The sequence below is a fragment of the Streptomyces typhae genome, assembly GCF_009755605.1.
Taxonomy (GTDB): domain Bacteria; phylum Actinomycetota; class Actinomycetes; order Streptomycetales; family Streptomycetaceae; genus Streptomyces; species Streptomyces typhae.
Genome location: NZ_WPNZ01000020.1, coordinates 31,013 through 57,711, shown reverse-complemented (window position 1 = coordinate 57,711; position 26,699 = coordinate 31,013). Strand labels below are relative to the sequence as shown.

Sequence of the window (26,699 nt, the reverse complement as noted above, 5' to 3'; positions counted from 1 at the left end):
CCGGGCTACTCGCCGCAACCAACGCTCCACCCCGCAGTTCATCAGCATGCGGCTCCGCAACGGAGCCAGTCTCCGAAGGGAATCCCTCACCATGAAGAAGATGCTGGCAACCGCCGCCATCGCCGCCGCCGGAATGACCGCGTTCGCGGCGCCTACGGCGCTCGCCATCGGCGACGACACGGGCACCGCGTCCATGAGCGGCAACGGCGCGGAGCAGTCGTTCGGCAACTCCGGCACCAAGGGCAACATGAGCCCGCAGATGACGCTCGTTCAGGGCTCCCTGAACAAGCTCTGTGCCGGTATTCCGGTCGACGCCAACGTCGGCTCCCTCGTCGGCCTGGTCAACATCGCCGTCCAGGACGTCCCGATCCTGTCGGCGGAGCAGAAGCAGATCTGCACCGAGAACTCCACGCAGGCCAAGGGCGACGAGCCGCTGTCGCACATCCTGGACGACATCTCGGCCCTCTCGGGCAACGGCGTCAACAACCACTGACGCCCCCCCGGGGGCCCGCCCAGCCCCTGCCCCTCCCGGCTCCGCACCAGGTGGCCGCCACATCTCCTCGTGGCGGCCACCTCGCGCGTCCGGAGCCAGAGCCGGAACCGGAGCCAGGGCCGGAACCGGAGCCCGGATCGGGACCAGGGCCAGGACCGCACCGACCACTACTGAACAACGGTCAAGTAGCGTTAGCAAAGCTTTGATCGATCCGCAGGGCTCCGCCGGGGTGGCCAGAAGCGTACAGAGGCCCCGCGAGAGTACATCTGCAAACCAGTGGACACGGGCCTCGGCAACGCCGGCGCCACCCCCGCACAGGAGCGCTCCACCCCTCCGCACGGCCCCACCAGGTCGCCGCTTCAGGGATCCCGTTGAACCCCGCCCCCGACGGCCGGGCCCCCGGGACGCCACTGCCGACTCGACCACAGCCGCCCCCGGAACCTCCCGGGCCACATCACCACGGGGAACCCCGGGAACCCCGCACACCGCCCCGGACACCCACGAGGCCGCCCGGACCCCGCACGCCCCACACGCACGGCAAAAACCCCTCCACCCGGCGTTTACGCAGGTCGGAGGGGTTATGTGCAGTGGAGCCTAGGGGAGTCGAACCCCTGACATCTGCCATGCAAAGACAGCGCTCTACCAACTGAGCTAAGGCCCCGAGGACGACGATGCCGGTGCGTACGGATCACACCCCGGCAGGCGTCGCAGACCAGAGTACCGGGTCACCCCCCGGATCTCGCAAAAGGATTGGGGGTCCCCGTCCGCGACCACTCTCCGTAAGATGCTCGACGTGGTTCGCGGCAGCGAACCGCGGTCCTTTGGGGAAGCGATGGGGAGACGCAACATGGACGCTGCGCAACAAGAATCGACCGCAAGAGCACGGGAGCTCCAGCGGAATTGGTACGGGGAACCGCTGGGGGCACTCTTCCGTCGCCTCATCGACGACCTGGGCCTGAACCAGGCCCGGCTCGCCGGGGTGCTCGGCCTGTCCGCACCCATGCTGTCGCAGCTGATGAGCGGCCAGCGCGCCAAGATCGGCAATCCGGCCGTCGTCCAGCGCGTCCAGCTCCTTCAGGAGCTGGCGGGCCAGGTCGCGGACGGCAGTGTGAGCGCCGCCGAGGCGACCAACCGCATGGACGAGATCAAGAAATCTCAGGGGGGTTCCGTACTGACCAACACGGCCCAGTCCACCACGAGTTCGGGCGCGCCCACGGTGAAGCGTGTGGTGCGTGAGATCCAGTCGCTGCTGCGCTCCGTCGCGGCGGCGGGCGACATCATCGATGCGGCGGACACGCTCGCCCCGACCCACCCGGAGCTGGCAGAGTTCCTCCGGGTATACGGAGCGGGCCGCACCGCGGACGCCGTCGCCCACTACGAGGCGCACCAGAGCTGAGCCGCCGGCCGGGCCGCTGCCGGGCGGCCCGGAAGGGGAGCGGGGCACGACCATGGGTGAGGTCTTCGCCGGCCGGTACGAACTCGTCGACCCGGTCGGCCGCGGGGGAGTGGGCGCCGTATGGCGTGCCTGGGACCATCGCCGGCGCCGCTATGTGGCCGCCAAGGTCCTTCAGCAGCGGAACGCTCACACGCTGTTGCGTTTCGTGCGGGAGCAGGCGCTGCGGATCGACCATCCGCACGTGCTTGCTCCCGCCAGCTGGGCCGCCGACGACGACCAGGTCCTCTTCACCATGGACCTGATCACCGGCGGCTCCCTCGCACACGTCATCGGCGACTACGGGCCGCTGCCGGCCCGCTTCGCCTGCACCCTGCTGGACCAGCTCCTCGCCGGTCTCGCGGCCGTGCACGCCGAGGGTGTCGTGCACCGCGACATCAAGCCCGCCAACATCCTCCTCGAAGCCACCGGAACGGGACGGCCGCACCTGCGCGTCTCGGACTTCGGCATCTCCATGCGCAAGGGCGAGCCACGCCTCACCGAGACGGACTACGTGGTGGGCACGCCCGGCTACTTCGCGCCCGAGCAGATGATGGGCGCCGAACCGGACTTCACCGCCGACCTCTTCGCCGCCGGCCTGGTCGCGCTGTACCTCCTCCAGGGCGCCAAACCGGACGCCAAGGCCCTCATCGAGCACTTCGCGGCGCACGGCACCCCGGGGGCGCCCCTCGGCGTCCCTGAGCCGCTCTGGCAGGTTCTCGCCACGCTGTTGCAACCCGATCCGCAGGCGCGGTTCCGTACCGCCACGGGAGCGCGCAAGGCGCTCGCCTCCGCCGTCGAGATGCTGCCCGACGCCGGGCCCGACGACGAAGCCGTCGAGATCTTCGACCAACTCGCCCCGCTGCCCACGGGATTCGGCCCCGACGGCCCCCTCACGCGCGCGCCTCAGCCGGCGCCGCTGCGGCCGCCCCCGGCCCCACCGCGCACGACGGACCCCGCCACGCCCCAGCCGCACACACCCCCTCCCCTCACACCGCATACACCACAGCCCTTCACCCCCCACCCCTCCACAGCTCATCCCCCCACGCCTCACCCCGCCACGCCCCAGCCCTCCGCACCTCCGCCCTCCGCACCCCAGCCCTCCACGTCTCACCCGTCCACACCGCAGCCCTCCGCCCCACAGCCCTACGCAGGGCAACCGTCCGCGACACAGCCGCCCACCCCGGCGCGGATGGCACAGCCAGGCGGATCCAGCCGCCCAGGCGCCTCCCACGGCGTACCGTCACGCCCGCCGACCCCGCCCGCGCACCCTCCGACACCACACCCTCCGAACTCGCCGCAGGCCCTGGTGCCCCCTCCGTCACCGGTGTCCCCGCAAAGCCAGGCCTCGCCGCACCCAGCAGCACCACCCCATGCACCCGGCTCACCGGACTCACCGGTCCCGCCCGCGCCCCACCAGCCCACGGTCCTGTCGGAGTCCGGCAGCTTCCCGCTCCCCCCACCGGCCCTGCCGCCGCACACCCACACACCACCACCACAGCCGGTACAGCCACCCACTCCCCCCACACCGCTTCCGGCGCACCTCCCTGCACCGGCGCCGGGGCAGGGGCAGGGCCGCGGGCAGGTCACCGAGCCCGCCTACGCCTCCCCATACGCTTCGGTCTCCCCATACGCCTCCGTCTCCCCATACGCCTCCGTCTCTCCGAACACCGCCGTCTCTCCGTACGCCGCCCAGCCCGACAACGCGCTCCTCAACGGCGTCCCCGCGCCGGGAACGGCGGCGCCCACGCCCTCCCCGCTGCCGGAAGCCGGGCCCCCGGTCCGTCACCAGGCACGCCATGCCGCCGGTGCCGCCTCACCCGCGGCGCGCCCCGGGCCGCCCGTCAAGGTGGCGCTGCCGATGCTGCTCGCCGCCCTGGCCTGCTTCGCGGTCGGCTTCTGGGCCCTCGGTCAGATCTGAGGGCACCGAACGGAGGCGCCGTACGAAGACCCCGTACAGAGATCCCGTACGGAAGATCCGCACGAACAGCCGTACACAAACGCCGTACACAAACGCCGTACGGAAAAGCCGTACGAAGAAGCCGCCCTGACGGCCCCTCAGGCAGACGTCCGGGAGGTCCGGCGCCGCGACACCGCCCGCCACACCCCGAGGACCGCGAGCAGCACGGTCCCCGTACCGAAGCCCGCCGCCGCGAGCACCTTCATCGCCTTGTCCCCGCCCTCACCGGACGCGCCCGAGGCCCTGTCCCCGTCCGCCCCGGACCCGGCGGAACCGTCCCCACCGACCCCCTTCCGCGCAGCCGATTCATCACTCTCTGTAATGGTGAACGCGTCGGCGGGCCGCGGCGTTCCCGCGTACGCGGGTCCGGGGCGATATTCTCCGTCGACGTTCACGCGCAGTGTCAGGCCGACGGCATCCGTGCCGAACCGGGTGGCCACGTCGGGGTGGAGGTGCACCGCGAGGTAGTACCACCCGGCGAACCGCATCCCGGAGAACCGGTTGAGCGCGTCGTAGCGGTTCTCGTGGGCGACCGGCGGCAGCGGCGGCAAGGAAGCCGTCCGCTGTCGGCCGTCGTACGCGGCGTCGACGTCCTCGACCCGGCTCCGCACCGGGTTGAACAGCTCCATGACCAGCGCGGACGTCACGTAGTCACCGGTACGCGCACCGCTGCCGATCTCCAGGGTGGCGGACAGGCGCCGGCCCCAGCCGACGGGCACTCGGTAGTAGCGCGTCTGCCCGGCCCTGACACGGTCGGCCCACGCGCCCGCGCTCAGGGCCCTGGCAGTGGCGAAGCTGCTGCCGCCCTCCCTTGTCAGCGGCACCCCGGCGTGCGGCTCCGGCGGGGCCGAGTCCCAGGCCTGCGGCGGGGTCGTCGGGCCCGCCTTCGCCAGGGCGGGCTCCGAGGCGACGGACAGCTCCAGGTCCCAGTCCTCCGAGGATGACGGCTTCTCCGTGGGTGACGACTCCACCGGCGAACGGGATGAGGTGGTCCGCTCGACGACGACGTAATACGTACCGGCCGTCCCGCACCGCCTCTCCTGCGGCCCGCCCCTGCGGACCGCGGACGCGGTGAGCGGCCGCGGGTCGAGCGCCGCCCCGAACCGTGCGGAGCCGAAGTCGCAGGTGAAGCCGTCGGCGTCCTGTACGGACACCTTGATGCCGTCGGCGAAGACGACGCGGCTGCCGAGCGCGGGCAGCGCGGTGACGGAGACGTACACGGTGTCCCGCGCCCCGAGTTCGAGCCGGTAGTACAGCTCGCTCCCCCGAGCCACCCCCGCGGTCCTCGACGGCCTGGAAGACGCAGACCCGGCAGATCCAGAGGGCATAGAGGACCCACCGGACCCAGTAGACCCACCGGGCCCACCGGACCCACCAGACCCATTGGAACCGGACCCCGAAGCCGTCGGCCCCGGTCCCGGGTGCCCGATGGCGCTCTTGTACGTCGCCCCGGGCACGAGCATCCGGCTCCCCGCCGTGCTCGTCGCACCGGCGACGCTCTTCACGTCGTCGGCGAACGCATACGGATTCGGTCCGGGCCGAGCCACGGCCTCCGCCCTGTCGGACCGTGCCATCGCGCCGTCCACCAGCAACGTTGTCGCGCAGAGCACCCCTCCGAGCACCACCCCGACGAACCGCGCCGCCCGAGCGTGCGTGCCCCGACCCCCCACCCACACCCTCCACTGGATTCGCTCAAGCAAGGAATGAAATTACGCGAGTGAACTGTCCGGGTGACGTCGCGGCGGGCGAGCGGCGAGGGAGCGGCCCACGTGCACCGCGCTCACATCGTCAGTCCTTGTACACGCGGCGGAGGAACCCCGCCACCCGGGAGAAGAAGCGGGACAAAAAGGCCCCGGCACAGCACAGGGCCCCGACCGCTCAAGCGATCGGGGCCCTGTGACGAGACTGCTGTCGATGCTCACGAACCCGTGGGCACGGAGTCAGTCGCCTCCGTCCACAGATCCTGCTCGGCGCGATCCGCCTGGATCTGGCGGTACACGAGGAGCCCGCCGATGGCGGCCAGTGCGACCAGGAGAAGCTTCTTCACCGCGCGACCTCGTCTTTCCTTTGACGTAGGGGACTTCTGCCGCCCGACTATACACACCGACCGATACCGGTCGGTGACCTGGATCGGCCCGCCCGGCTGCCCTCAACTCCGGCTCCGAACACCGCAGTAGAAGCGGATCACGAGGCTCCGCGCCCGCATGCCCGACTGTGATGTTCGCCGCCCTTGCCCTGTTTCCTGGGCTTCTCGTGCCGCTTGCGCCCATCCGGGTGGTGTTCATCTGAACATCCACGGCGCGCGGGCGTCGGTCCCGCACTTCGGGCTCGACATACACATCATGAGGAAAGTACGCAAATCGCCCAACCTGAAAGTGAGGGGCCATGACCGCCTCCGCCTCCAAGGCCATGAAGCTGTGGACCGCACTCGTCACCGCCGTGCTCGCCCTGTTCGCGACGCTGGGACTCACGACGAACGCCACGGCGGCCGCCCCGGCAGAACGCGCCACGACGACGTGCGAGAGCCCCGCGAGCCCGACGGCGGCGATGGCGGCCCTGTGGACGGCGGCGTACGAACGGTCGCTGCCACCGACGATGAAGCAACGCATCCGCGCGGAGGCCCACGGCGCCACCCCGAGCTGCCGCCACCTGCCGACGACGGACACCGAGGCACAGGACGACACCCAGGTGCCCACGGAGGAACACCTCGCCCCGGAGCCGTAGAAACGGCGCACCACGCGCCACGCACCACGCACCACGTCAAGGACCTGCGAGGAAGCCCCCGGCCACACCGGCCGGGGGCTTCCTCGCGATGTAGATGTACGCGAGCGGTCGTATACGCGAGCAGTCGTATACGCGGGCAGTGATGTACGCGAGGGCACGATCGAACCCCCGCACCTGTCCGAGGACGCAGAATTCCCTGCCCCCCGCGGACCGACCGGGCCCACCTGGGACCGACGGGGACCGCCCCGGGGGCCGGCCGGGACCCCCGGGGACTTCCTGCATGCCGAGGCCCCCCATGCCGAAGATCCTCACACCAAAGACCCTCACGACAAAGACCCCCGATCGTAATCGACCGGGGGTCTTCTGGCTGGTGGGGCTAACAGGATTTGAACCTGTGGCCTCATCCTTATCAGGGATGCGCTCTAACCAACTGAGCTATAGCCCCGCCGCGCTCTGCGGGGTGGCCCCGCGCGCTGACCTCTGAAGATTAGCGCACGTGCGGGCCAGTCCCAAAATCGATGGGTTTCCCGGCGTTCGAGGGACCGCCCGGGACCGCCCGGGACCGTCCTACTCGTCCTCGGCGAGCGTCAGCTCAATGCCGCCCACGAAGCCCGCCGACAGGTTGTAGATGAACGCGCCGAGCGTCGCCAGGGCCGTCGCGAGGACGACGTCGATGACCGCGATGATCGAGGTGAAGATCAGCACGCGCGGCAGCGAGAGGAACGCCTGGAGGTCGAAGCCGTTGGACTCGTTCGACCCGGTGGCCTCGGAGATCGTGCCGCCCACCGTGGAGAAGACGCCCATCGCGTCCATGACCATCCACAGCACGGCCGCCGCGACGATCGTGCAGATGCCGAGCGCGATGGACAGCAGGAAGCTGACCTTCATCACCGACCACGGGTCGGCCTTGGCCACCCGCAGCCTGGCCTTGCGCGTGCGCGGGGTGGTGCGCGCCCCCGTGCGGGGACGCTTCACCGAGCCGGCGGGCGCGGCCTGGTACGCCTGCGGCGGGTGGTACGGCTGGCTGCTGGTCTGCTGCGGCTGCCGTTCGCCGGGCAGGGCACCGGAGGCGCCGCTGCCGGTGTCCGTACCGGCGCGGCCTCGGGTGTCTGTCACAGTCCCCCCCTGGGATCCATGAGACTCGTGCGAGTCGGGTGCATCGGTGGCTGAGCCACGGGCACCTTCCGTACCGGTTCCACTAGTTCCAGCGGCTCCGGCGCCCGTGGCTCCACTCACGATGACTCTCTCTCCTCGCGCTACTCGGCGGGGGACTCGGTGCCCTCGTCCGTACCGACGGCCGGCTCACCGTCGGACGATTCGTCGACGACGATGTCACCGTCGACTTCCTCGGCCTCGCGCCCGGCCTCGGCATTACGAGCGATACCGACCACGGCATCGCGCTTGCCCAGGTTGATCAGTTGGACGCCCATGGTGTCACGGCCCGTCTCCCTGACCTCGTTGACTCGCGTACGAATCACACCGCCGGAGAGGGTGATGGCGAGGATCTCGTCGGTCTCCTCGACCACCAGCGCGCCGACGAGCTCGCCGCGGTCCTCCACGATCTTGGCAGCCTTGATACCGAGGCCACCGCGGCCCTGGACGCGGTACTCGTCGACGGCGGTCCGCTTCGCGTACCCACCATCGGTGGCGGTGAAGACGAAAGTACCCGGCCGGACCACATTCATCGAGAGCAGCTGATCGCCGTCGCGGAAGCTCATGCCCTTCACGCCGGAGGTTGCGCGGCCCATCGGACGCAGTGCGTCGTCGGTCGCCGTGAAGCGGATCGACTGGGCCTTTTTGCTGATCAGGAGGAGATCGTCAGCGGCCGACACCAGTTCGGCGCCGATGAGTTCGTCGTCCGCGCCGTCGTCCGTCTCCCGCAGATTGATCGCGATGACGCCGCCGGAGCGAGGCGAATCGTAATCCTTCAGTGGCGTCTTCTTGACAAGACCGGCCTTGGTGGCGAGGACCAGGTACGGCACGGCCTCGTAGTCGCGGATCGCGAGGATCTCGGCGATCTGCTCGTCCGGCTGGAAGGCGAGCAAGTTCGCCACGTGCTGGCCGCGGGCGTCCCGGCCCGCGTCGGGCAGCTCGTAGGCCTTCGCGCGGTACACCCGGCCCTTGTTGGTGAAGAAGAGCAGCCAGTGGTGCGTGGTGGACACGAAGAAGTGGTCGACGATGTCGTCTTCCTTGAGCTTCGTGCCGCGCACGCCCTTGCCGCCGCGCTTCTGCGAGCGGTAGTCGTGCGTCTTGGTGCGCTTGATGTAGCCGCCGCGGGTGATCGTGACGACGATGTCCTCCTCGGCGATCAGGTCCTCGATGGACATGTCGCCGTCGAAGGGCACGAGGGTGGAGCGGCGGTCCTCGCCGAACTTGTCGACGATGGCGGCGAGTTCCTCGCTGACGATCGCCCGCTGCTTCTCGGGCGAGGCCAGGATCGCGTTGTACTCGTCGATCTTCGCCTGGAGGTCGTCGTGCTCGGCGACGATCTTCTGGCGCTCCAGGGCGGCCAGGCGGCGCAGCTGCATCTCCAGGATGGCGTTGGCCTGGATCTCGTCGATCTCCAGGAGGTCCATCAGGCCCCCGCGCGCGATCTCCACGGTGTCACTGCGCCGGATCAGCGCGATGACCTCGTCGATGGCGTCCAGGGCCTTCAGCAGGCCGCGCAGGATGTGGGCGCGCTCCTCGGCCTTGCGCAGCCGGAACTTGGTGCGCCGGACGATGACCTCGATCTGGTGGCCGACCCAGTGCCGGATGAACGCGTCGAGGGAGAGCGTGCGCGGGACGCCGTCGACGAGCGCCAGCATGTTGGCGCCGAAGTTCGTCTGGAGGTCCGTGTGCTTGTAGAGGTTGTTCAGGACGACCTTGGCGACCGCGTCGCGCTTGAGCACGATGACGAGGCGTTGACCGGTGCGCGAGGACGTCTCGTCGCGGACGTCCGCGATGCCGCCGACCTTGCCGTCCTTGACCAGGTCGGCAATCTTCTGAGCGAGATTGTCCGGGTTCGTCTGGTAGGGAAGCTCCGTGACCACCAGGCACTGGCGGTTCTGGATCTCCTCGACCTCGACGACCGCGCGCATCGTGATGGAGCCGCGTCCCGTGCGGTACGCCTCCTCGATGCCCTTGCGGCCGACGACGAGGGCGCCGGTCGGGAAGTCCGGGCCCTTGATGCGCTCGATGAGGGCGTCGAGCAGCTCCTCGTGGCTGGCCTCGGGGTGCTCCAGGGCCCACTGGGCGCCCGCGGCGACCTCGCGCAGGTTGTGCGGCGGGATGTTGGTCGCCATGCCGACCGCGATGCCCGCCGAGCCGTTGATCAGCAGGTTCGGGAAGCGGGACGGCAGGACGGTGGGCTCCTGGGAGCGGCCGTCGTAGTTGTCCGTGAAGTCGACGGTCTCCTCGTCGATGTCCCGGACCATCTCCATGGACAGCGGCGCCATCTTGCACTCGGTGTAGCGCATGGCGGCGGCGGGGTCGTTGCCCGGGGAGCCGAAGTTTCCGTTGGAGTCCACCAGCGGCATCCGCATCGACCACGGCTGGGCGAGACGGACGAGCGCGTCGTAGATCGAGGAGTCGCCGTGCGGGTGGTAGTTGCCCATGACGTCGCCGACGACGCGGGCGCACTTGTAGAAGCCCTTCTCGGGGCGGTAGCCGCCGTCGTACATCGCGTACAGGACGCGGCGGTGGACGGGCTTGAGGCCGTCGCGCACGTCGGGCAGCGCGCGGGACACGATGACGGACATCGCGTAGTCGAGGTACGAGCGCTGCATCTCCGTCTCGAGCCCGACGGGCTCGATCCGCAGCGTCTGGCCCTCGTCGTCCTCGGGCGTGGTGGGGTTGTTCTCGTCGGCCATGGCCGGTCAAGATCCTTTCGGTGCGGTCAGCAGTCAGTAGTCGGCAGTCGGCGACTTCGAGTGCCTGACCGGCTCAGATGTCGAGGAAGCGGACGTCCTTGGCGTTGCGCTGGATGAACGAGCGGCGCGCCTCGACGTCCTCGCCCATGAGGACGGAGAACAGGTCGTCGGCCTGGGCGGCGTCGTCGAGCGTGACCAGACCGAGCACGCGGTGCTCCTGATCCATGGTCGTGATGCGCAGCTCCTCGGCGTTCATCTCGCCGAGACCCTTGAAGCGCTGGACCGAGTCCTCGCGGATGCGCTTGCCCTGCTGGCGGCCCATCTCGATCAGCGCGTCGCGCTCCCGGTCCGAGTACGCGTACTGGAAGTCGTCCTTGGTCCACTTGATCTTGTAGAGCGGCGGCCGGGACAGATAGACGTGTCCGGCCTCGACGAGCGGGCGCATGAAGCGGAACAGGAACGTCAGGAGCAGGGTGTTGATGTGCTGGCCGTCGACGTCGGCGTCCGCCATCAAGATGATCTTGTGATAGCGGAGCTTCTCGATGTCGAAGTCCTCGTGGACCCCGGTGCCGAAGGCCGAGATCAGCGCCTGGATCTCCTGGTTCTGCAGGATCTTGTCGACGCGGGCCTTCTCGACGTTCAGGATCTTGCCGCGGATGGGCAGGATGGCCTGGTACTGCGGGTTCCGGCCGGACTTGGCCGAGCCGCCGGCGGAGTCGCCCTCGACGATGAAGATCTCGCACTTCGTCGGGTCGTTCGACTGGCAGTCGGAGAGCTTGCCCGGCAGCGACGCGGTCTCCAGGAGACCCTTGCGGCGCGTGAGGTCACGGGCCTTGCGGGCGGCCACGCGCGCGGTGGCTGCCTGGATGCCCTTGCGGATGATGTCCGCGGCCTCGTTGGGGTTGCGGTCGAACCAGTCCGTCAGGTTCTCGTGCACGACCTTCTGGACGAAGGTCTTGGCCTCCGTGTTGCCCAGCTTGGTCTTGGTCTGGCCCTCGAACTGGGGCTCGCCGAGCTTGACCGAGATGATCGCGGTCAGACCCTCGCGGATGTCCTCACCCGTGAGGTTGTCGTCCTTCTCGCGGAGCAGCTTCTTGTCGCGGGCGTACCGGTTCACCAGACCGGTCAGCGCGGCGCGGAAGCCCTCTTCGTGGGTGCCGCCCTCGTGCGTGTGGATGGTGTTGGCGAAGGAGTAGACACCTTCGGTGTACTGCGAGTTCCACTGCATCGCGATCTCGACCGAGAGCATGCGCTCCTTGTCCTCGGCCTCGACGTCGATGACGGTGGGGTGCACGACCTCACCCTTGCGGGAGTTGAGGTACGTCACGAAGTCGACGATGCCGCCTTCGTAGTGGTACGTGACCGTGCGGACCTCTTCGGCGGTGTCGTCGGTGGCCTCGGCGGAGTCGGCGCCCGCCGTGGCCTTGGCCGACTCGCGCTCGTCGGTGAGCCTGATCGTCAGGCCCTTGTTGAGGAACGCCATCTCCTGGAAGCGCCGCGACAGCGTCTCGAAGGAGTACTCGGTCGTCTCGAAGATCTCGCCGTCGGCCCAGAAGGTGACGGACGTGCCCGTCTCGTCGGTGGCCTCGTGCCGCTCCAGGGGTGCCGTCGGGGCGCCGCCCTTGTAGTCCTGCGTCCAGCGGTATCCGTCGGTCCTGATCTCCACGGCGAGCTTCGTGGAGAGCGCGTTCACCACGGAGACACCCACACCGTGCAGACCACCGGAGACCGCGTACCCGCCGCCGCCGAACTTGCCGCCCGCGTGCAGCACCGTGAGCACGACCTCGACGGCCGGCTTCTTCTCGACCGGGTGGATGCCCACCGGGATGCCGCGGCCGTTGTCGACGACGCGCACGCCGCCGTCCGCCAGGATCGTCACGTCGATGGTGTCCGCGTGCCCGGCCATGGCCTCGTCGACGGAGTTGTCGACGACTTCCTGGACCAGGTGATGCAGACCACGCTCACCGGTCGAGCCGATGTACATGCCGGGCCGCTTGCGGACCGCGTCCAGACCCTCGAGGACGGTGATGGCGCTGGCGTCGTACGCCGTACCCTCCGCCGCGGCCTCATGGGCCTCGGGAGGTAGGGCGCCGGGGTCGCCGGCGGCAGTGGACGGGATGTTCTCGTTGGGGTTGCCGGAATCGGCCACGAAGCGCCCTTTCTGGCACAGCACAAGCCAAGCTCCCGGCGCTGGCCGGAGCGGCTGCGGCGTGTTGCGTCAATAAGCCTGGTTCAGCTCTTGCTCAGCTTCTCCCGTCGCTCCCCACGCTTGGGGCGGGATTGGCTTCCAGTCTACCGGTAGCGCCGACAGTGATGGGGGTTTGCCGGTACCTGAGTCCTCATGTGCCGCCCTGAACCGGGCTCAGCCGACTCCCCATATGCGGCCCCGGGGTCCCAGAGGCTCACAGCGGCACTCAGCGCTTCGGGAGGTCAACCGCCAGCTACAACCCGGATCGGGTCATCCGTAGGTGTCGCCGGGGCCCCTGCTGCCGGGGGCGCGCAAGGGGCCGTAGCGGTGCCCGGGACCACCGGGACCGAGGACCTTGATGATGCGTACGGTGCCGTGGCCAAGGTCCTCGTTGAGGCGCGCGACCAGCTGCGGAGCGAGCAGGCGCAGGTTCGTCGCCCAGGCCGTGGAGTCGCACTGGACGGTCAGGACCCGCTCGTTCTCGTCGTACCGCTGCGGCACGCAGTGATTGGCCAGGTCGTCGCCGACGATCTGCGGCCAGCGGCCCATCACGCCGCCGACCGCGGCCGGGGTCTCCCAGCCGCGCTCGGTGATCAGCCGGTTGATGGCGGATCCCAGGGGCAGCGGGTCGCGCCCGTCCGCCCGCGCGCCCGAGCGCAGACCGCCGCGCCGGGCCTGCTTCCTCTGCTGCGTCGCGTCTCCACGCGCGCGTGCCTGCTCCTTCGCGGCGCGCAGGGCGACGCGGGCGAGATCGACGCCGGAGGGCTCCGGCGGCTTGGGGGGGTCGGGGGCGCCCGGCGCGCCAGGGGTGCCCAGGGGTCCTTCGTCGCCAGGGGTCGGTCCCGCGGCGGTCATACGCGCTCCACCGCGCCCTCCGCCACGGAGTACCGCGCGCCCGTGAGCACGCCCGGCACGTCGTCCTCCACCGCTGCCGTCACCAGGACCTGCTCGCCCGGGGCCACCAGCTCCGCCAGCCGCTCCCGGCGCCGGGCGTCCAGCTCGGCGAAGACGTCGTCGAGGACGAGGACCGGTTCGTTGCCCTCGGCCCGCAGCAGGTCGTAGGAGGCCAGGCGCAGGGCGAGGGCGTACGACCAGGACTCGCCGTGGCTCGCGTACCCCTTCGCGGGGAGCTGGCCGAGCTTGAGCAGCAGGTCGTCGCGGTGCGGGCCGATCAGCGTCACGCCGCGCTCGATCTCCTGCTTGCGGGCCTCCGCAAGGGCCGCCATCAGCTGTTCGTACAGCTCCTCGCGCGCGTGGCCGACGATGTCCGCGGCGGAGGGCTTGTATTCGAGGGCGAGCGGGCCGCCGCCGGGCGCCAGCTGCTCGTACGCCTTGTCGGCGAGCGGCTGCAGCGCGGCGATCAGGTCGAGGCGCTGGGCGAGCAGCTCGGCGCCCGCGCGGGCCAGGTGCTGGTCCCAGACGTCGAGTGTGGACAGGTCCATGGAGCGGCCGCCGTGGCGGCGCGCGAGCGCGGCCGACTTCAGGAGGGTGTTGCGCTGCTTCAGGACGCGGTCGTAGTCGGAGCGCACGCCCGCCATGCGCGGCGAGCGGGCGGTGATCAGCTCGTCCAGGAAGCGCCTGCGCTCCCCGGGGTCGCCCTTGACCAGCGCCAGGTCCTCGGGGGCGAACAGGACCGTCCGCACGATACCGAGTACGTCACGGGGCCTGACCTGCGAGGACCTGTTGATGCGGGCACGGTTCGCCTTGCCGGGGTTCAGTTCGAGCTCGATGAGCTGCTGGCGCTCGCCCTGCCGGACGTTGGCCCTGACGATCGCGCGGTCGGCGCCCATCCGTACCAGCGGGGCGTCCGAGGAGACCCGGTGGCTGCCGAGGGTGGCCAGATAGCCGACGGCCTCGACGAGATTGGTCTTGCCCTGGCCGTTGGGGCCGACGAACGCGGTGACGCCCGGGTCGAGCGGGACCTCGACCCGGGCGTAGGAGCGGAAGTCGGCCAGGGAAAGGTGCGTGACGTGCATGGTGTACGCCGACCTCCCCCGGCCTACTTCATCTTCTTCTCAGCGCTCCGCCCCGGCGCACAGGCTGTGGACGGCGGCCGGGCTCGATCAGTGCTCGCTCTTGGACTCGACCGCGTGGCCGCCGAACTGGTTGCGCAGGGCCGCGATCATCTTCATCTGCGGCGAGTCGTCCTGCCGCGAGGCGAACCGGGCGAACAGGGACGCGGTGATCGCGGGCAGCGGCACCGCGTTGTCGATCGCCGCCTCGACCGTCCAGCGGCCCTCGCCGGAGTCCTGCGCGAAGCCGCGCAGCTTGTCCAGGTGCTCGTCGTCGTCGAGGGCGTTGACCGCGAGGTCGAGCAGCCAGGAACGGATGACCGTGCCCTCCTGCCAGGAGCGGAAGACCTCACGGACGTCGGTGACCGAGTCCACGGCCTCCAGGAGCTCCCAGCCCTCGGCGTAGGCCTGCATCATCGCGTACTCGATGCCGTTGTGGACCATCTTCGCGAAGTGGCCCGCGCCGACCTTGCCCGCGTGCACCGAGCCGAAGTCGCCCTCGGGCTTGAGCGCGTCGAAGACCGGCTGCACCTTGGCGACGTTCTCCTTGTCGCCGCCGTACATCAGCGCGTAGCCGTTCTTCAGGCCCCAGACGCCGCCGGACACGCCGCAGTCGACGAAGCCGATGCCCTTGGCCTTCAGCTCCTCAGCGTGCTTCTCGTCGTCCGTCCAGCGCGAGTTGCCGCCGTCCACGACGACGTCGCCGGGCTCCAGGAGCTCGCCGAGCTCGTCGATGGTGGACTGGGTCGCGGCCCCGGCCGGCACCATCACCCACACCACGCGCGGGCCCTTGAGGCGGCCCACCAGCTCTTCGAGGCTGTCGACATCCGCGAGGTCCGGGTTGCGGTCGTATCCGATGACGGTGTGGCCTGCGCGGCGGATGCGCTCGCGCATGTTGCCGCCCATCTTGCCGAGACCGACGAGACCGAGCTCCATCAGTGCTTTCCTAACTAGCGACGTGGCGTGGGGGCACCTGCTGTACCCAGGGCACTTTCGTACCCGCGTCCGAGCCTACGCCCGGACGCGGCCACACACCTGTGGGCTCAGCCGCTCAGACGTACGGGCATGATCAGGTACTTGTACGCGTCGTCCGCCTCCGCGTCGAGAGCGGGCCTGCCGCTCAGGAGCGCGGGCTTGGTGGACGTCGTGAACGAGAGCTGGGCGACCGGGGAGTCGATCGCGCTCAGGCCGTCCAGCAGGAACGTCGGGTTGAAGGCGATCGAGATGTCGTCGCCCTCCAGCTGGGCGTCGACCCTTTCCACAGCCTGTGCGTCGTCGCTGGAGCCTGCTTCCAGGATGAGCACGCCCTGCTCGAAGCTGAGCCGCACCGGGGTGTTCCGCTCGGCGACGAGGGCCACGCGCTTGACGGCCTCCACGAAGGGGGGCGTCTCGATGACGGCGACCGAGTTGAACTCCGTCGGGAACAGCGTGCGGTACTTCGGCAGGTCGCCTTCGAGCAGCCGCGTGGTGGTGCGGCGGCCCGCGCCCTCGAAGCCGATCAGGCCCTCGCCCGCGCCGGAGCCGGAGAGCGCCAGGGTGACCGTGTCGCCGCTCGTGAGGGCCTTGGCGGTGTCCTGGAGGGTCTTGGCGGGCACCAGGGCGACCGCGGACGCCTCCGGGTCCTCCGGCTTCCACAGGAACTCGCGGACCGCGAAGCGGTAGCGGTCGGTGGACGCCAGGGTGACCTTGTCGCCCTCGATCTCGATGCGCACACCCGTGAGCACCGGGAGGGTGTCGTCGCGGCCCGCGGCGATCGCCACCTGGTTCGCGGCGGCGGCGAAGACCTCACCGGGGACCGTGCCCGTCGCCGTGGGCATCTGCGGCAGCGCCGGATACTCCTCCACAGGCAGGGTGTGGAGTGTGAACCGGGAGGAGCCGCAGACCACCGTCGCCCGTACACCGTCTGTGGAAATCTCCACCGGGCGGTTGGGCAGGGCTCGGCAGATGTCGGCGAGCAGCCGGCCGGACACGAGGACCGTGCCCTCTTCGTCGACCTCCGCGTCCACGGACACGCGCGCCGAGACCTCGTAGTCGAAGCTGGAAAGGGAGAGGGCGCCCTCCTCGGCCTTCAGCAGCAGGCCCGCGAGGACGGGCGCTGGCGGCCGAGCCGGGAGGCTGCGTGCCGCCCACGCCACCGCCTCCGCGAGTACGTCGCGTTCCACCCGGATCTTCACTTAGCCGCCCTCCTGCTGTTGCTGGCACTGGGGACCAGTCTGACGCACCGCACTGACAGCTGGTGCCCGTCAGGGTCAAGTCGTGCCGAGAGGCGGAGGCGGGCCGAGCGGCGAGTTGTGCACAGGCCCCACTTCGAAACGGATTCCCAGGTCACTCTAGGGGGCAGTAGTAGTAGGCCCTGTGGAAACCGTGGATAACCGCGAAAGCGCAGGTCAGCACCGGTTTTTTGTCCACCGGCCCTGTGGGCGGCCGCAGTGGACAACCGGTGGAATCTGTGGACGGGCGAAAGTTCTGCACACCCGATGCACAGGGAGGGGCCACTTCTCCCCAACCCTGTCCCCAGCTTTACCCAGCTTCCCCACAGGCCAACCCGGCACCTTGGTGTGACGCCTTTCACTCGTCACGGTGAGAGGGCGCGTCGCGTTGCCGAACAGTGGACAGCCCTGTGGGGAAGCTGTGCACAACCGGCCTCCGCCTGTGGGCCGCCGGTGGACAACCACGAGCAGGCCCTGTGGACACGATCTTCATCCACAGTCTGTGGAAAGCCTTCGTCCACGAATCCACAACCCACTGACCTGGTCTGATGAACATTCAGCAGGGTCCCCTGTGGACACGATCTGGACAACTCGCCTCTCCCCAGGGTGTGGAAGGTGCAAAGGCCACATCGCTGTGGAGAACTCGGCGCCGGTGACCCGGAATCGAACATCAGATGTCGGCGAGGTCGCGCCCACAGGCGTGTGGACAACGCGAAGGGCGCTCCGGAGGGGTTCCGGAGCGCCCTGGGGCCTGTCATCACGTGGCAGGAGGGAGTTTGCCGACAGGCCCGGGACCACGCGAGACCGGCGAGCGGGGTGAGAAAGCTTGCCCGCCCCCTTTGAGGACGAGCCCGCAGGACATTGAAAGCCCGTCCGGCGCTCTAGGACGACGAGGCCACAGGGCACTGAAAGCCCGTCCGGCGTTTGAGGACGAGGCCGCAGGCCGACGAACGGCACCCTGCGCAAGGGAAAAGTCGGCAAGGCCACAGGGCGAGGGAACAGCCCCGTACAGCCCAAGGCGCCCCCGCCAGCGCTTAGCCGTTCTTGATGCGGTTGGTCAGCTCGGTGACCTGGTTGTAGATGGAGCGGCGCTCGGCCATCAGCGCGCGGATCTTGCGGTCGGCGTGCATCACGGTCGTGTGGTCGCGGCCGCCGAACTGCGCGCCGATCTTCGGCAGCGAGAGGTCGGTGAGCTCCCGGCAGAGGTACATGGCGATCTGCCGTGCCGTGACCAGGACCCGGCTGCGCGAGGACCCGCACAGGTCGTCCACCGTGAGACCGAAGTAGTCCGCGGTCGCCGCCATGATGGCCGTCGCCGTGATCTCCGGCGCCGCGTCCTCGCCGCCGGGGATCAGGTCCTTCAGGACGATCTCCGTCAGGCCGAGGTCCACTGGCTGCCGGTTGAGCGAGGCGAACGCCGTCACCCGGATCAGCGCGCCCTCCAGCTCACGGATGTTCCGCGAGATGCGCGACGCGATGAACTCCAGGACCTCCGGCGGGGCGTTGAGCTGCTCCTGCACCGCCTTCTTACGGAGGATCGCGATACGCGTCTCCAGCTCGGGCGGCTGGACGTCGGTGATCAGGCCCCACTCGAAGCGGTTGCGCAGCCGGTCCTCCAGGGTCACCAGCTGCTTGGGCGGCCGGTCGCTGGAGAGCACGATCTGCTTGTTGGCGTTGTGGAGCGTGTTGAAGGTGTGGAAGAACTCCTCCTGCGTCGACTCCTTGTCCGCGAGGAACTGGATGTCGTCGACCAGGAGGATGTCCATCTCGCGGTAGCGCTTGCGGAAGCTGTCGCCCTTGCCGTCGCGGATGGAGTTGATGAACTCGTTGGTGAACTCCTCGGAGCTCACATAGCGCACGCGCGTGCCGGGGTAGAGGCTGCGGGCGTAGTGCCCGATCGCGTGCAGCAGATGCGTTTTGCCGAGTCCCGACTCCCCGTAGATGAACAGCGGGTTGTACGCCTTCGCCGGCGCCTCGGCCACGGCCACTGCGGCCGCGTGCGCGAACCGGTTCGACGCGCCGATGACGAAGGTGTCGAAGAGGTACTTCGGGTTCAGGCGCGCGGTGGGCTCGCCGGGCCCCGTCGCGGGTGCGGGCTGCGCGGCCAGCGGGCCGGGGGCGCCGCTCGACGCGGGCAGGGGGGTGCCGCCGCGGCCCATGGGGGGGCCGCCCGGTCCGCCTCGGCCGCCCTGCCCTCCCGGGCCGGAGTGGCCGGTGTGACTGGAGTGGCCAGTGTGGCTGCTGTGGCCGGAGGGGCCTGTGTGGCTGGAGTGCCCGCCGGTGCCCGCGCCGCCGGACTCGTTCCGATCGTGCCGCTCCCGGCGTTCGTGCCGGTCCTGCGACTGCCGGTCCTGCGACTGCCGGTCCTGGTGCTGGCGGTCCAGGTCGTACGGTCCGCGCTCCGGCGGCTGCGAGCGGTAGTCGTGCTGCGGCTGCTGCGGGTTCGCGTACGGGTCGCGGTCGGGGTAGCCGAGCCGGGGCTGCTGCCAGCCGTAGTCGTCCTGGGGCTGCTGCGGCCAGGCTCCGGGGCGCTGATAGCCCGGGTAGGCCGGGCGGGCGGTGGGGAGCTGGTCGTCCGCGGGGCGGCGGCCGTACCCGTCGTAGGCGTCGTGCGAGCCGTGCGGATCACGGGCGTCGCGAGGATCACGCGGATCGCGCGGGTCACGGGAATCATGGGCGTCGCGGCTGTCATGCCCCTGACCGGCAGAGGGCAGCTCCTGCTCCTCGTACCGCGGCGGGTGCTCGTCGTACTGGGAGGACCGCGAGGGCTGGCCGTCGTAGCGGGGCGGCTGTTCGTCGTACTGGGAGGAGCGGGAGGACTGCTCGTCGTAGCGGGACGGTTGCTCGTCGTACTGGGAGGGCCGGGGAGGCTGCTCGTCGTAGCGGGGCTGCTGCTGGACCGGCGGGGCCGGAGGCGTCGCAGGCTCGCCCATGGAGTCGTCGACCGTGATCGCGATGCGGATCGGACGGCCGCACTCCCGGCTCAGGGTCTCGCTGACGACAGGGGCGAGACGGCCCTCCAGGACCCCTTTGGCGAACTCGTTCGGCACGGCAAGGAGCGCGGTGTCGGCGACGAGCGCCAGCGGCTGGCACCGTTTGATCCAGTGCTCGTCCTTCGCCTCTACGCCCTGCCCCCGCCCCTCTCCCAGAAGTTGTTCCAGTACCCGTGGCCACACTGCGGCAAGATCGGCAGGTACGTCAGCCACAGGGCACGCTCTCTCACGGGTCCCACGAAGGTGTGGTTCTTGGGACGGGTAGTGACGGAAATCGGGAGGGGCAGGGGGAAGGGAACGAATCGGAGTTCAGCCACGGTAGTCAGGGCGACGGGTGCGGTTCAAGTTGTTGTCCACAGCCTGTGCACAGTGTCTCTCCAAGGCCGCTGGTTTGACCGGATGGCGTAGCCCCGCGTACCGTAACCAGGTCGAGTTGTCGATGGCTGCTGCCGCCTGCCTCCGATGGGCAAAGATCACGATCTGTGATTGTGAAGCGGTGCACTCGGTGCGTATACGCGAGCTTCTCGTGGGCGCACGGTGACAGCCAGGCGATGTCCCGCCACCACCACATCATTTCTGGAGCCCCCGAGTGAGCAAGCGCACCTTCCAGCCGAACAACCGTCGTCGCGCGAAGACCCACGGCTTCCGGCTGCGTATGCGCACCCGTGCCGGCCGCGCCGTCCTGGCGTCCCGCCGTAGCAAGGGTCGCGCCCGCCTGTCCGCCTAAGCGCATTAGGTCATGACGTCGTGCTGCCTACCGAGCATCGGCTGAGGCGGCGCGAAGATTTCGCGACCGCGGTACGACGGGGTCGTCGGGCCGGCCGCCCGCTTCTCGTCGTCCATCTACGCAGCGGTGCAACGGACCCGCACGTGCCGGGGGAGAGCCTTCCCCCGCCGCGTGCGGGTTTCGTCGTGAGCAAGGCCGTGGGTGGAGCCGTGGTCCGCAACAAGGTCAAGCGCAGACTTCGCCATCTCATGAGCGACCGGGCGGCCCAGCTGCCCCCCGGTAGCCTGGTAGTCGTACGAGCGTTGCCCGGAGCGGGTGACGCCGACCATGCACAGCTGGCCCGAGACCTGGACGCCGCTCTTGAGCGGCTGCTGGGAGGGGGCGCGCGATGAAGTACCCGCTGCTGGCGCTGATCAAGCTGTACCAGTGGACGATCAGTCCACTCCTCGGCCCCGTCTGCAAGTACTACCCATCGTGCTCCCACTACGGCTACCTGGCCATCGACCGCCACGGCGCGATCAAGGGAACGGCGCTCACTGCCTGGCGCATTCTGCGGTGCAATCCGTGGTCGCTCGGCGGTGTCGACCATGTCGCCCCGCGCAAGCGTCCGCGGTGGCACGAGACGCTGCGCACCGCCTGGCGCGAACGCAAGGGCGGGTCCTCCGCCGTCGGCGTGCCGTCCGGAGACCTGCCCCCGGCTCCCGCGAGCCCGGCCGCCGAGACCCCGTCCCATGCTCAAGGAGCCTGATTAGTGGACACGATTGCCGGTTTCTTCAGCTTCATCACGACACCCGTCTCCTGGGTCATCGTCCAGTTTCACAAGCTGTACGGTGCGATCTTCGGCCCTGACACGGGCTGGGCCTGGGGCCTGTCGATCGTGTCCCTGGTGATCCTGATCCGTATCTGCCTGATCCCGCTCTTCGTGAAGCAGATCAAGGCGACCCGGGCCATGCAGACGCTGCAGCCCGAGATGAAGAAGATCCAGGAACGCTACAAGAGCGACAAGCAGCGTCAGTCCGAAGAGATGATGAAGCTGTACAAGGAGACGGGCACCAACCCGCTCTCCTCGTGCCTTCCCATCCTGGCGCAGTCGCCGTTCTTCTTCGCGCTGTACCACGTGCTCAACGGCATCGCGTCCAACAAGAAGGTCGGCGTCATCGACCAGCAGCTGCTCGACAGCGCTCGTGACGCCCACATCTTCGGTGCCCCGCTCGCGGTGAAGTTCACGGACAGCGCCGACAAGGTCGCCTCCCTGGGCGCCTCGCTGACCGACGTGCGCGTCGTGACCGCGCTCATGATCATCCTGATGTCGGCGTCGCAGTTCTTCACCCAGCGCCAGCTGATGACGAAGAACGTCGACACCACGGTGAAGACGCCGTTCATGCAGCAGCAGAAGATGCTGATGTACGTCTTCCCGGTCATGTTCGCCGTCTTCGGCATCAACTTCCCCGTCGGTGTCCTCGTCTACTGGCTGACCACCAACGTGTGGACCATGGGCCAGCAGATGTACGTGATCCGTCAGAACCCGACGCCGGGCTCCAAGGCCCAGGCCGCGTACCTGGAGCGCCTGCAGAAGCACCTCACGGACGCCAAGAAGACCCGCAGCCGTGGCCAGACCCGTGCCGTCAAGGCGATCGTCGCCAAGGGCCGCGACCGCAACGAGTACGAGCGCAAGTTCATCAACGGCCTGAACAAGGCCGGCCTCGCCGCCCAGCCCGACGGCACGGTCATCGTCAGCGAGACCGCTGTCGCCACCGCCGAGGACGGCTCCCCCGCCGTCGGCGGCGCCCCCAAGCGGCAGCAGCCCAAGCGGCAGAGCAAGGCCAAGCGCCAGGCCGGTCCCGCAGCCGGGACCGGAGCCGGGGCCGCCAAGACGGACGCGGACACGGACACGGGCTCCGGCACGAAGCCCTCGCTGAGCAAGTCCGAGGACGGCGCTGCCACCACGGCCGAGGACAAGCCCGCCGCGGCGGCCAAGAACGCCAAGGCCAAGACCGGCTCCGGAAACCAGCAGCCCGGCCAGGGCACCCGCAGCAAAGCCAAGTCCGGGCAGCGCAAGGGCCAGCAGCGGCCCAAGCACCCGTCCAAGAAGTAGAAGGAGTCCATCCCGTGACGGAAGGCACCACCACCTCCGCAGCTGAGGCCGGCGACACCCTGACTCGCCTCGAGCAGGAGGGGGAGATCGCGGCGGACTACCTGGAGGGTCTGCTGGACATCGCCGACCTCGACGGCGACATCGACATGGACGTCGAGGCCGACCGCGCCGCCGTGTCGATCATCAGCGACAGCGGCAGCCGCGATCTGCAGAAGCTGGTCGGCCGCGACGGTGAGGTCCTGGAGGCACTGCAAGAGCTGACCCGCCTCGCCGTGCACCGAGAGACCGGTGACCGCAGCCGCCTGATGCTCGACGTCGCCGGCTACCGCGCGAAGAAGCGCGAGGAGCTCTCCCAGCTCGGCGCCCAGGCCGCTGCCGACGCCAAGAAGACCGGGGAGCCGGTCAAGCTCAATCCGATGACGCCCTTCGAGCGTAAGGTCGTGCACGACGCGGTCAAGGCCGCCGGTCTGAGCAGTGAGTCCGAGGGCGAGGAGCCGCAGCGCTTCGTCGTGGTCCTCCCGGCCTAGATCACACACGTTTTCCCCGGCCCCGTCTGTTCGCAGGCGGGGCCGGTCTTTGTCAGCCTGATACTCAGCGATCCAGCGATCCAGCGACCCAGTGCGGTACGGAAGGACGGTCCCCGTGACGGAGGCAGCGGAGCTCCCCCCGGCGCCGGAGGAGGCGCGGACGGTTTTCGGCGAGCGGTTCCCGGATGCGGTCCGGTATGCGGAGCTGTTGGCAGAAGCGGGAGTGCAGCGCGGCCTGATCGGCCCCCGTGAGGTCCCCCGGCTGTGGGAGCGGCACCTGCTGAACTGCGCGGTGCTGTCCGAGGTGGTGCCCGAGGGCGTGACGGTCTGCGACGTCGGGTCCGGCGCCGGACTTCCCGGTATTCCGCTCGCCCTCGTCCGCGAGGACCTGAAGATCACCCTTCTTGAGCCCCTGCTGCGGCGTACGAACTTCCTGAGCGAGGTCGTCGAGCTCCTGGGACTCGACCATGTCACGGTCGTCCGGGGCCGCGCCGAAGAGGTCCTCGGCAAACTGCAGCCCGTCCATGTCGTGACCGCACGAGCCGTGGCCCCGCTTGACCGGCTCGCGGGCTGGGGCGTCCCCCTGCTGCGTCCCTACGGACAGATGCTGGCCCTCAAGGGCGACACCGCGGAAGAAGAGGTCAAGGGAGCACGCGCCGCCCTGAACAAGCTCGGCGCGGAGTCCGTGTCCGTCCTGCACGTGGGCGAGGGAGTCGTGGATCCCCTGTCCACCGTGGTGAAGGTCGAGGTCGGCGAGAGCCCCGGCGGCGTACGGTTCGCTGCCAAGCGAGCCAAGGCCGCACGAGTCGGGCGCGCTCGGCGCCGACGCTGATCTCCACCTGAGTTCCGTCCTGAGATCCTTCCTGACGACGAGCCGTACTCCACAAAAGCTGCCAAACGTACGCATACCGGGGTGTCGCACCAGCGGCACCCCGGTCGCCGTGCATCGTGTTTCACGTGAAACGTCGCTCACTGCTGCATGGCATCATCAGTCGCGGCCGCGCTGCGGAACCTCGCGAACGTCGGCCGCTCGGTTCCCTCGACAAGGGCACGGAGTTGTCCACAGAGGGGGATTCGTCCACAGAAGACCGGGCCTCGCTGGTTCACGACCCCGAAAGCATGGGAGGCTCTGTTCATTGCGAGCCTGAAGTCGAGGAGAGTGAATCCTTGCGGTCCGACGCCAACATCGCGGGACCGATGACCGATCCGGTCCCCGGTCCCCGTACCGAGTCGGCGGGGGAGGATGTTTCACGTGAAACACCGAGCCCGATGGACGACACCCCCATCGGTCGTGCCGCCCAGCTGGCGGTGGAAGCTCTTGGCCGTGCCGGCGAGGGGCTGCCGCGACCGGAGCAGACCAGAGTCATGGTGGTCGCCAACCAGAAGGGCGGAGTGGGCAAGACGACGACGACCGTCAACCTTGCCGCTTCGCTCGCCCTGCACGGCGCACGCGTTCTGGTGATCGACCTCGATCCGCAGGGCAATGCCTCCACAGCCCTGGGCATCGACCACCACGCCGAAGTGCCCTCCATCTACGACGTGTTGGTCGAGAGCAAGCCTCTCTCCGAAGTCGTACAGCCGGTATCAGACGTCGAGGGGCTCTTCTGTGCCCCGGCGACTATTGATCTCGCCGGAGCCGAGATCGAGCTGGTGTCCCTGGTGGCACGAGAGAGCAGACTGCAGCGGGCCATTCAGGCCTATGAGCAGCCGCTGGACTACATCCTCATCGACTGCCCGCCGTCGCTGGGACTGCTCACGGTCAACGCCCTGGTGGCCGGTGCGGAGGTATTGATCCCGATCCAGTGCGAGTACTACGCACTGGAAGGTCTGGGTCAGCTCCTGCGCAACGTCGACCTGGTGCGGGGGCACCTCAACCCGCTGCTGAAGGTGTCGACCATCCTGCTCACCATGTACGACGGCCGGACCCGGCTGGCGTCGCAGGTGGCGGAGGAGGTGCGCAACCACTTCGGTGAAGAGGTGCTGAGAACGAGCATCCCGCGCTCGGTGCGCATCTCCGAGGCGCCCAGCTATGGGCAGACCGTCCTGACCTACGATCCAGGCTCCAGCGGTGCCCTGTCGTACTTCGAGGCGGCACGCGAGATCGCCCTGCGCGGCGTCGGTGTGCGGTACGACGTACAGCACGCCCACACGGGCAACCAGAACGAACAGCACAGCATGACGGAGGGGATCCAGTGAGCGAGCGACGGAGAGGGCTGGGCCGTGGCCTTGGCGCTCTGATCCCTGCGGCTCCCACAGAGAAGTCCGCCCCGGCTGCGGGCAGTGGGGCCTCCACCTCTCCCTCGTCCGTGCCGGTCCTCACCGCCGAGCGAGGCGTGGCGGCCGCCAAGGTGGCTGCTCTTCCGCAGAGCCCCCTTTCCCGTGAGCCTGGTTCCCGTGAGCCTGTTTCACGTGAAACGGAGGAGGAGCCGGTGAACGGCGTCTCCGCGCCGGAGCCGGCGAGTACGGCGGGCGCGCACTTCGCGGAGCTCCCGCTCGACTCCATCACGCCCAACCCGCGGCAGCCGCGTGAGGTGTTCGACGAGGACGCTCTCGCGGAGCTGGTGACCTCCATCAAGGAAGTCGGCCTTCTACAGCCGGTCGTCGTCCGGCAGCTGGGTCCGGCGCGCTATGAGCTCATCATGGGTGAGCGGCGCTGGCGGGCCTGCCGTGAGGCCGGCCTGGAGCGCATCCCGGCGATCGTCCGGGCGACGGAGGACGACAAGCTCCTCCTGGACGCGCTCCTGGAGAACCTGCACCGCGCCCAGCTGAACCCGCTGGAAGAAGCCGCGGCGTACGACCAGCTCCTGAAGGACTTCAACTGCACGCACGACCAGTTGGCGGACCGCATCGGACGCTCGCGCCCGCAGGTCTCCAACACCCTGCGGCTGCTGAAGCTTTCGGCGACAGTGCAGCGGAGGGTGGCCGCCGGTGTCCTCTCCGCGGGGCACGCCCGTGCGCTGCTGTCCGTGGAGGACTCGGAGGAGCAGGACCGGCTCGCGCACCGCATCGTGGCCGAGGGGCTCTCGGTGCGTGCCGTCGAGGAGATCGTGACCCTCATGGGGTCGCGGCCGCAGAGCAAGCCGAAGGCGAAGGGACCGCGGGCCGGTGCCCGGCTGTCCCCGGCTCTTTCCGGGCTCGCCAATCGGCTCTCCGACCGGTTCGAGACGCGGGTGCGCGTCGATCTGGGCCAGAAGAAGGGCAAGATCGTCGTCGACTTCGCCTCCCTGGAGGACCTGGAGCGCATCCTCTCCACGCTCGCTCCGGAGGAGGGGCCGGTGCTCAGGAACGGGATCGCCGAGGCCGAGGCCGCGGAGTCAGCTGAGGACGAGCGGGAGTAAGCAGTGCGGGGCCACGGGACATGCTCCCGTGGCCCTGGAGAGAGCAGGCCGTGTCCGGTGTATGCCGGAACACGGCCTGCTCTTTCCTTTCTTGCGGTATCGGCGCTATCGCTTCGTGGATACGATGCGATCAGGTATGGCGCAGTCAC

Annotated in this window: 22 protein-coding genes and 2 tRNA genes; 12 read left to right on the top strand and 12 right to left on the bottom strand. The window is 69.3% G+C overall.

Features of this window, described 5'->3' with window-relative positions:
* Window positions 1–91 precede the first annotated feature (91 nt).
* Window positions 92–493 carry a rodlin gene (locus GPA10_RS30125; protein ID WP_157168246.1) on the top strand — a complete coding sequence of 134 codons (402 nt, stop codon included), beginning with the start codon at window positions 92–94 and terminating at the stop codon, window positions 491–493.
* A gap of 588 nt (window positions 494–1,081) precedes the next feature.
* On the opposite strand, the gene GPA10_RS30115 is transcribed toward GPA10_RS30125, so the two are convergent.
* Window positions 1,082–1,154, bottom strand: a tRNA-Ala gene (locus GPA10_RS30115).
* Between the two features lie 186 nt (window positions 1,155–1,340).
* Between GPA10_RS30115 and GPA10_RS30110 the strand changes: the two genes are divergently transcribed.
* Both GPA10_RS30110 and GPA10_RS30105 read left to right on the top strand, forming a co-directional pair.
* On the top strand, window positions 1,341–1,889 hold the full coding sequence (locus GPA10_RS30110; RefSeq protein WP_030559663.1) for a helix-turn-helix domain-containing protein: 549 nt from the start codon (window positions 1,341–1,343) through the stop codon (window positions 1,887–1,889).
* A gap of 52 nt (window positions 1,890–1,941) precedes the next feature.
* Window positions 1,942–3,846: a serine/threonine-protein kinase gene (locus tag GPA10_RS30105; RefSeq protein WP_157168245.1), complete on the top strand. Its 1,905-nt coding sequence runs from the start codon at window positions 1,942–1,944 to the stop codon at window positions 3,844–3,846.
* A gap of 137 nt (window positions 3,847–3,983) precedes the next feature.
* Here the strand turns inward: GPA10_RS30105 and GPA10_RS30100 are convergent, their stop codons facing one another.
* Window positions 3,984–5,159, bottom strand: coding sequence for a hypothetical protein (locus tag GPA10_RS30100; protein ID WP_157168244.1), 1,176 nt, complete (start codon window positions 5,157–5,159; stop codon window positions 3,984–3,986).
* 644 nt (window positions 5,160–5,803) lie between these two features.
* Entirely contained in the window at window positions 5,804–5,932 is a 129-nt protein-coding gene (locus tag GPA10_RS42085; RefSeq protein ID WP_003999697.1) for a DLW-39 family protein, read from the bottom strand.
* A 338-nt stretch (window positions 5,933–6,270) separates the two neighbouring features.
* On the opposite strand from GPA10_RS42085, the gene GPA10_RS30090 reads away from it, so the two are divergent.
* Window positions 6,271–6,609 (top strand): DUF6344 domain-containing protein, encoded by a 339-nt coding sequence (locus tag GPA10_RS30090; RefSeq protein WP_058850047.1) that lies wholly within the window; start codon window positions 6,271–6,273, stop codon window positions 6,607–6,609.
* 368 nt (window positions 6,610–6,977) lie between these two features.
* On the opposite strand, the gene GPA10_RS30085 is transcribed toward GPA10_RS30090, so the two are convergent.
* From GPA10_RS30085 to dnaA, 9 genes are all read right to left on the bottom strand, one after another.
* Window positions 6,978–7,054, bottom strand: a tRNA-Ile gene (locus GPA10_RS30085).
* Between the two features lie 122 nt (window positions 7,055–7,176).
* On the bottom strand, window positions 7,177–7,845 hold the full coding sequence (locus GPA10_RS30080; protein WP_343041476.1) for a DUF3566 domain-containing protein: 669 nt from the start codon (window positions 7,843–7,845) through the stop codon (window positions 7,177–7,179).
* A gap of 20 nt (window positions 7,846–7,865) precedes the next feature.
* Complete coding sequence (gyrA, locus tag GPA10_RS30075) at window positions 7,866–10,460, bottom strand: DNA gyrase subunit A (RefSeq protein WP_058850045.1); 2,595 nt, start codon at window positions 10,458–10,460, stop codon at window positions 7,866–7,868.
* 73 nt (window positions 10,461–10,533) lie between these two features.
* Window positions 10,534–12,633, bottom strand: coding sequence for a DNA topoisomerase (ATP-hydrolyzing) subunit B (gene gyrB / locus GPA10_RS30070; protein ID WP_343041475.1), 2,100 nt, complete (start codon window positions 12,631–12,633; stop codon window positions 10,534–10,536).
* A gap of 285 nt (window positions 12,634–12,918) precedes the next feature.
* Entirely contained in the window at window positions 12,919–13,503 is a 585-nt protein-coding gene (locus tag GPA10_RS30065; RefSeq protein WP_246260060.1) for a DciA family protein, read from the bottom strand.
* Complete coding sequence (gene recF, locus GPA10_RS30060) at window positions 13,500–14,624, bottom strand: DNA replication/repair protein RecF (RefSeq protein ID WP_157168243.1); 1,125 nt, start codon at window positions 14,622–14,624, stop codon at window positions 13,500–13,502. The genes GPA10_RS30065 and recF overlap by 4 nt, the downstream gene beginning before the upstream one ends.
* Before the next feature lie 87 nt (window positions 14,625–14,711).
* Window positions 14,712–15,596 (bottom strand): phosphogluconate dehydrogenase (NAD(+)-dependent, decarboxylating), encoded by an 885-nt coding sequence (gene gnd / locus GPA10_RS30055; protein WP_058850041.1) that lies wholly within the window; start codon window positions 15,594–15,596, stop codon window positions 14,712–14,714.
* Window positions 15,597–15,703: 107 nt separating this feature from the next.
* The gene (gene dnaN, locus GPA10_RS30050; RefSeq protein WP_058850040.1) at window positions 15,704–16,834 is read right to left on the bottom strand and encodes a DNA polymerase III subunit beta; all 1,131 of its coding nucleotides are present in this window, start codon (window positions 16,832–16,834) and stop codon (window positions 15,704–15,706) included.
* A gap of 1,070 nt (window positions 16,835–17,904) precedes the next feature.
* The gene (gene dnaA / locus GPA10_RS30045; protein WP_343041474.1) at window positions 17,905–20,076 is read right to left on the bottom strand and encodes a chromosomal replication initiator protein DnaA; all 2,172 of its coding nucleotides are present in this window, start codon (window positions 20,074–20,076) and stop codon (window positions 17,905–17,907) included.
* A 376-nt stretch (window positions 20,077–20,452) separates the two neighbouring features.
* Here dnaA and rpmH point away from each other — a divergent pair, with 376 nt between their 5' ends.
* The 8 genes from rpmH to GPA10_RS30005 all read left to right on the top strand — a co-directional run bounded on the left by rpmH (window position 20,453) and on the right by GPA10_RS30005 (window position 26,550).
* A complete protein-coding gene (gene rpmH / locus GPA10_RS30040; protein ID WP_016644655.1) occupies window positions 20,453–20,590 on the top strand; it encodes a 50S ribosomal protein L34 in 138 nt (45 codons plus the stop codon).
* Window positions 20,591–20,610: 20 nt separating this feature from the next.
* A complete protein-coding gene (gene rnpA, locus GPA10_RS30035) occupies window positions 20,611–20,982 on the top strand; it encodes a ribonuclease P protein component (protein ID WP_343041473.1) in 372 nt (123 codons plus the stop codon).
* Window positions 20,979–21,338, top strand: coding sequence for a membrane protein insertion efficiency factor YidD (gene yidD / locus GPA10_RS30030; RefSeq protein WP_157168242.1), 360 nt, complete (start codon window positions 20,979–20,981; stop codon window positions 21,336–21,338). The genes rnpA and yidD overlap by 4 nt, the downstream gene beginning before the upstream one ends.
* 3 nt (window positions 21,339–21,341) lie before the next feature.
* Complete coding sequence (gene yidC, locus GPA10_RS30025; protein ID WP_343041472.1) at window positions 21,342–22,685, top strand: membrane protein insertase YidC; 1,344 nt, start codon at window positions 21,342–21,344, stop codon at window positions 22,683–22,685.
* A gap of 14 nt (window positions 22,686–22,699) precedes the next feature.
* Window positions 22,700–23,212: a Jag family protein gene (locus GPA10_RS30020; RefSeq protein ID WP_058850035.1), complete on the top strand. Its 513-nt coding sequence runs from the start codon at window positions 22,700–22,702 to the stop codon at window positions 23,210–23,212.
* Window positions 23,213–23,327: 115 nt separating this feature from the next.
* Window positions 23,328–24,044 (top strand): 16S rRNA (guanine(527)-N(7))-methyltransferase RsmG, encoded by a 717-nt coding sequence (gene rsmG / locus GPA10_RS30015; protein ID WP_058850034.1) that lies wholly within the window; start codon window positions 23,328–23,330, stop codon window positions 24,042–24,044.
* A gap of 287 nt (window positions 24,045–24,331) precedes the next feature.
* Window positions 24,332–25,408 carry a ParA family protein gene (locus GPA10_RS30010; protein WP_157168307.1) on the top strand — a complete coding sequence of 359 codons (1,077 nt, stop codon included), beginning with the start codon at window positions 24,332–24,334 and terminating at the stop codon, window positions 25,406–25,408.
* A complete protein-coding gene (locus tag GPA10_RS30005; RefSeq protein ID WP_343041471.1) occupies window positions 25,405–26,550 on the top strand; it encodes a ParB/RepB/Spo0J family partition protein in 1,146 nt (381 codons plus the stop codon). The genes GPA10_RS30010 and GPA10_RS30005 overlap by 4 nt, the downstream gene beginning before the upstream one ends.
* Window positions 26,551–26,699 lie beyond the last annotated feature (149 nt).

Bases quoted from the DNA above. Each gene is read 5' to 3' on its own strand.
- GPA10_RS30125 (WP_157168246.1), top strand. From the start codon at position 92: ATGAAGAAGATGCTGGCAACCGCCGCCATCGCCGCCGCCGGAATGACC.
- GPA10_RS30110 (WP_030559663.1), top strand. From the start codon at position 1,341: ATGGACGCTGCGCAACAAGAATCGACCGCAAGAGCACGGGAGCTCCAG.
- GPA10_RS30105 (WP_157168245.1), top strand. From the start codon at position 1,942: ATGGGTGAGGTCTTCGCCGGCCGGTACGAACTCGTCGACCCGGTCGGC.
- GPA10_RS30090 (WP_058850047.1), top strand. From the start codon at position 6,271: ATGACCGCCTCCGCCTCCAAGGCCATGAAGCTGTGGACCGCACTCGTC.
- gyrA (WP_058850045.1), bottom strand. From the start codon at position 10,460: ATGGCCGACGAGAACAACCCCACCACGCCCGAGGACGACGAGGGCCAG.
- GPA10_RS30065 (WP_246260060.1), bottom strand. From the start codon at position 13,503: ATGACCGCCGCGGGACCGACCCCTGGCGACGAAGGACCCCTGGGCACC.
- recF (WP_157168243.1), bottom strand. From the start codon at position 14,624: ATGCACGTCACGCACCTTTCCCTGGCCGACTTCCGCTCCTACGCCCGG.
- gnd (WP_058850041.1), bottom strand. From the start codon at position 15,596: ATGGAGCTCGGTCTCGTCGGTCTCGGCAAGATGGGCGGCAACATGCGC.
- yidD (WP_157168242.1), top strand. From the start codon at position 20,979: ATGAAGTACCCGCTGCTGGCGCTGATCAAGCTGTACCAGTGGACGATC.
- GPA10_RS30010 (WP_157168307.1), top strand. From the start codon at position 24,332: ATGGGAGGCTCTGTTCATTGCGAGCCTGAAGTCGAGGAGAGTGAATCC.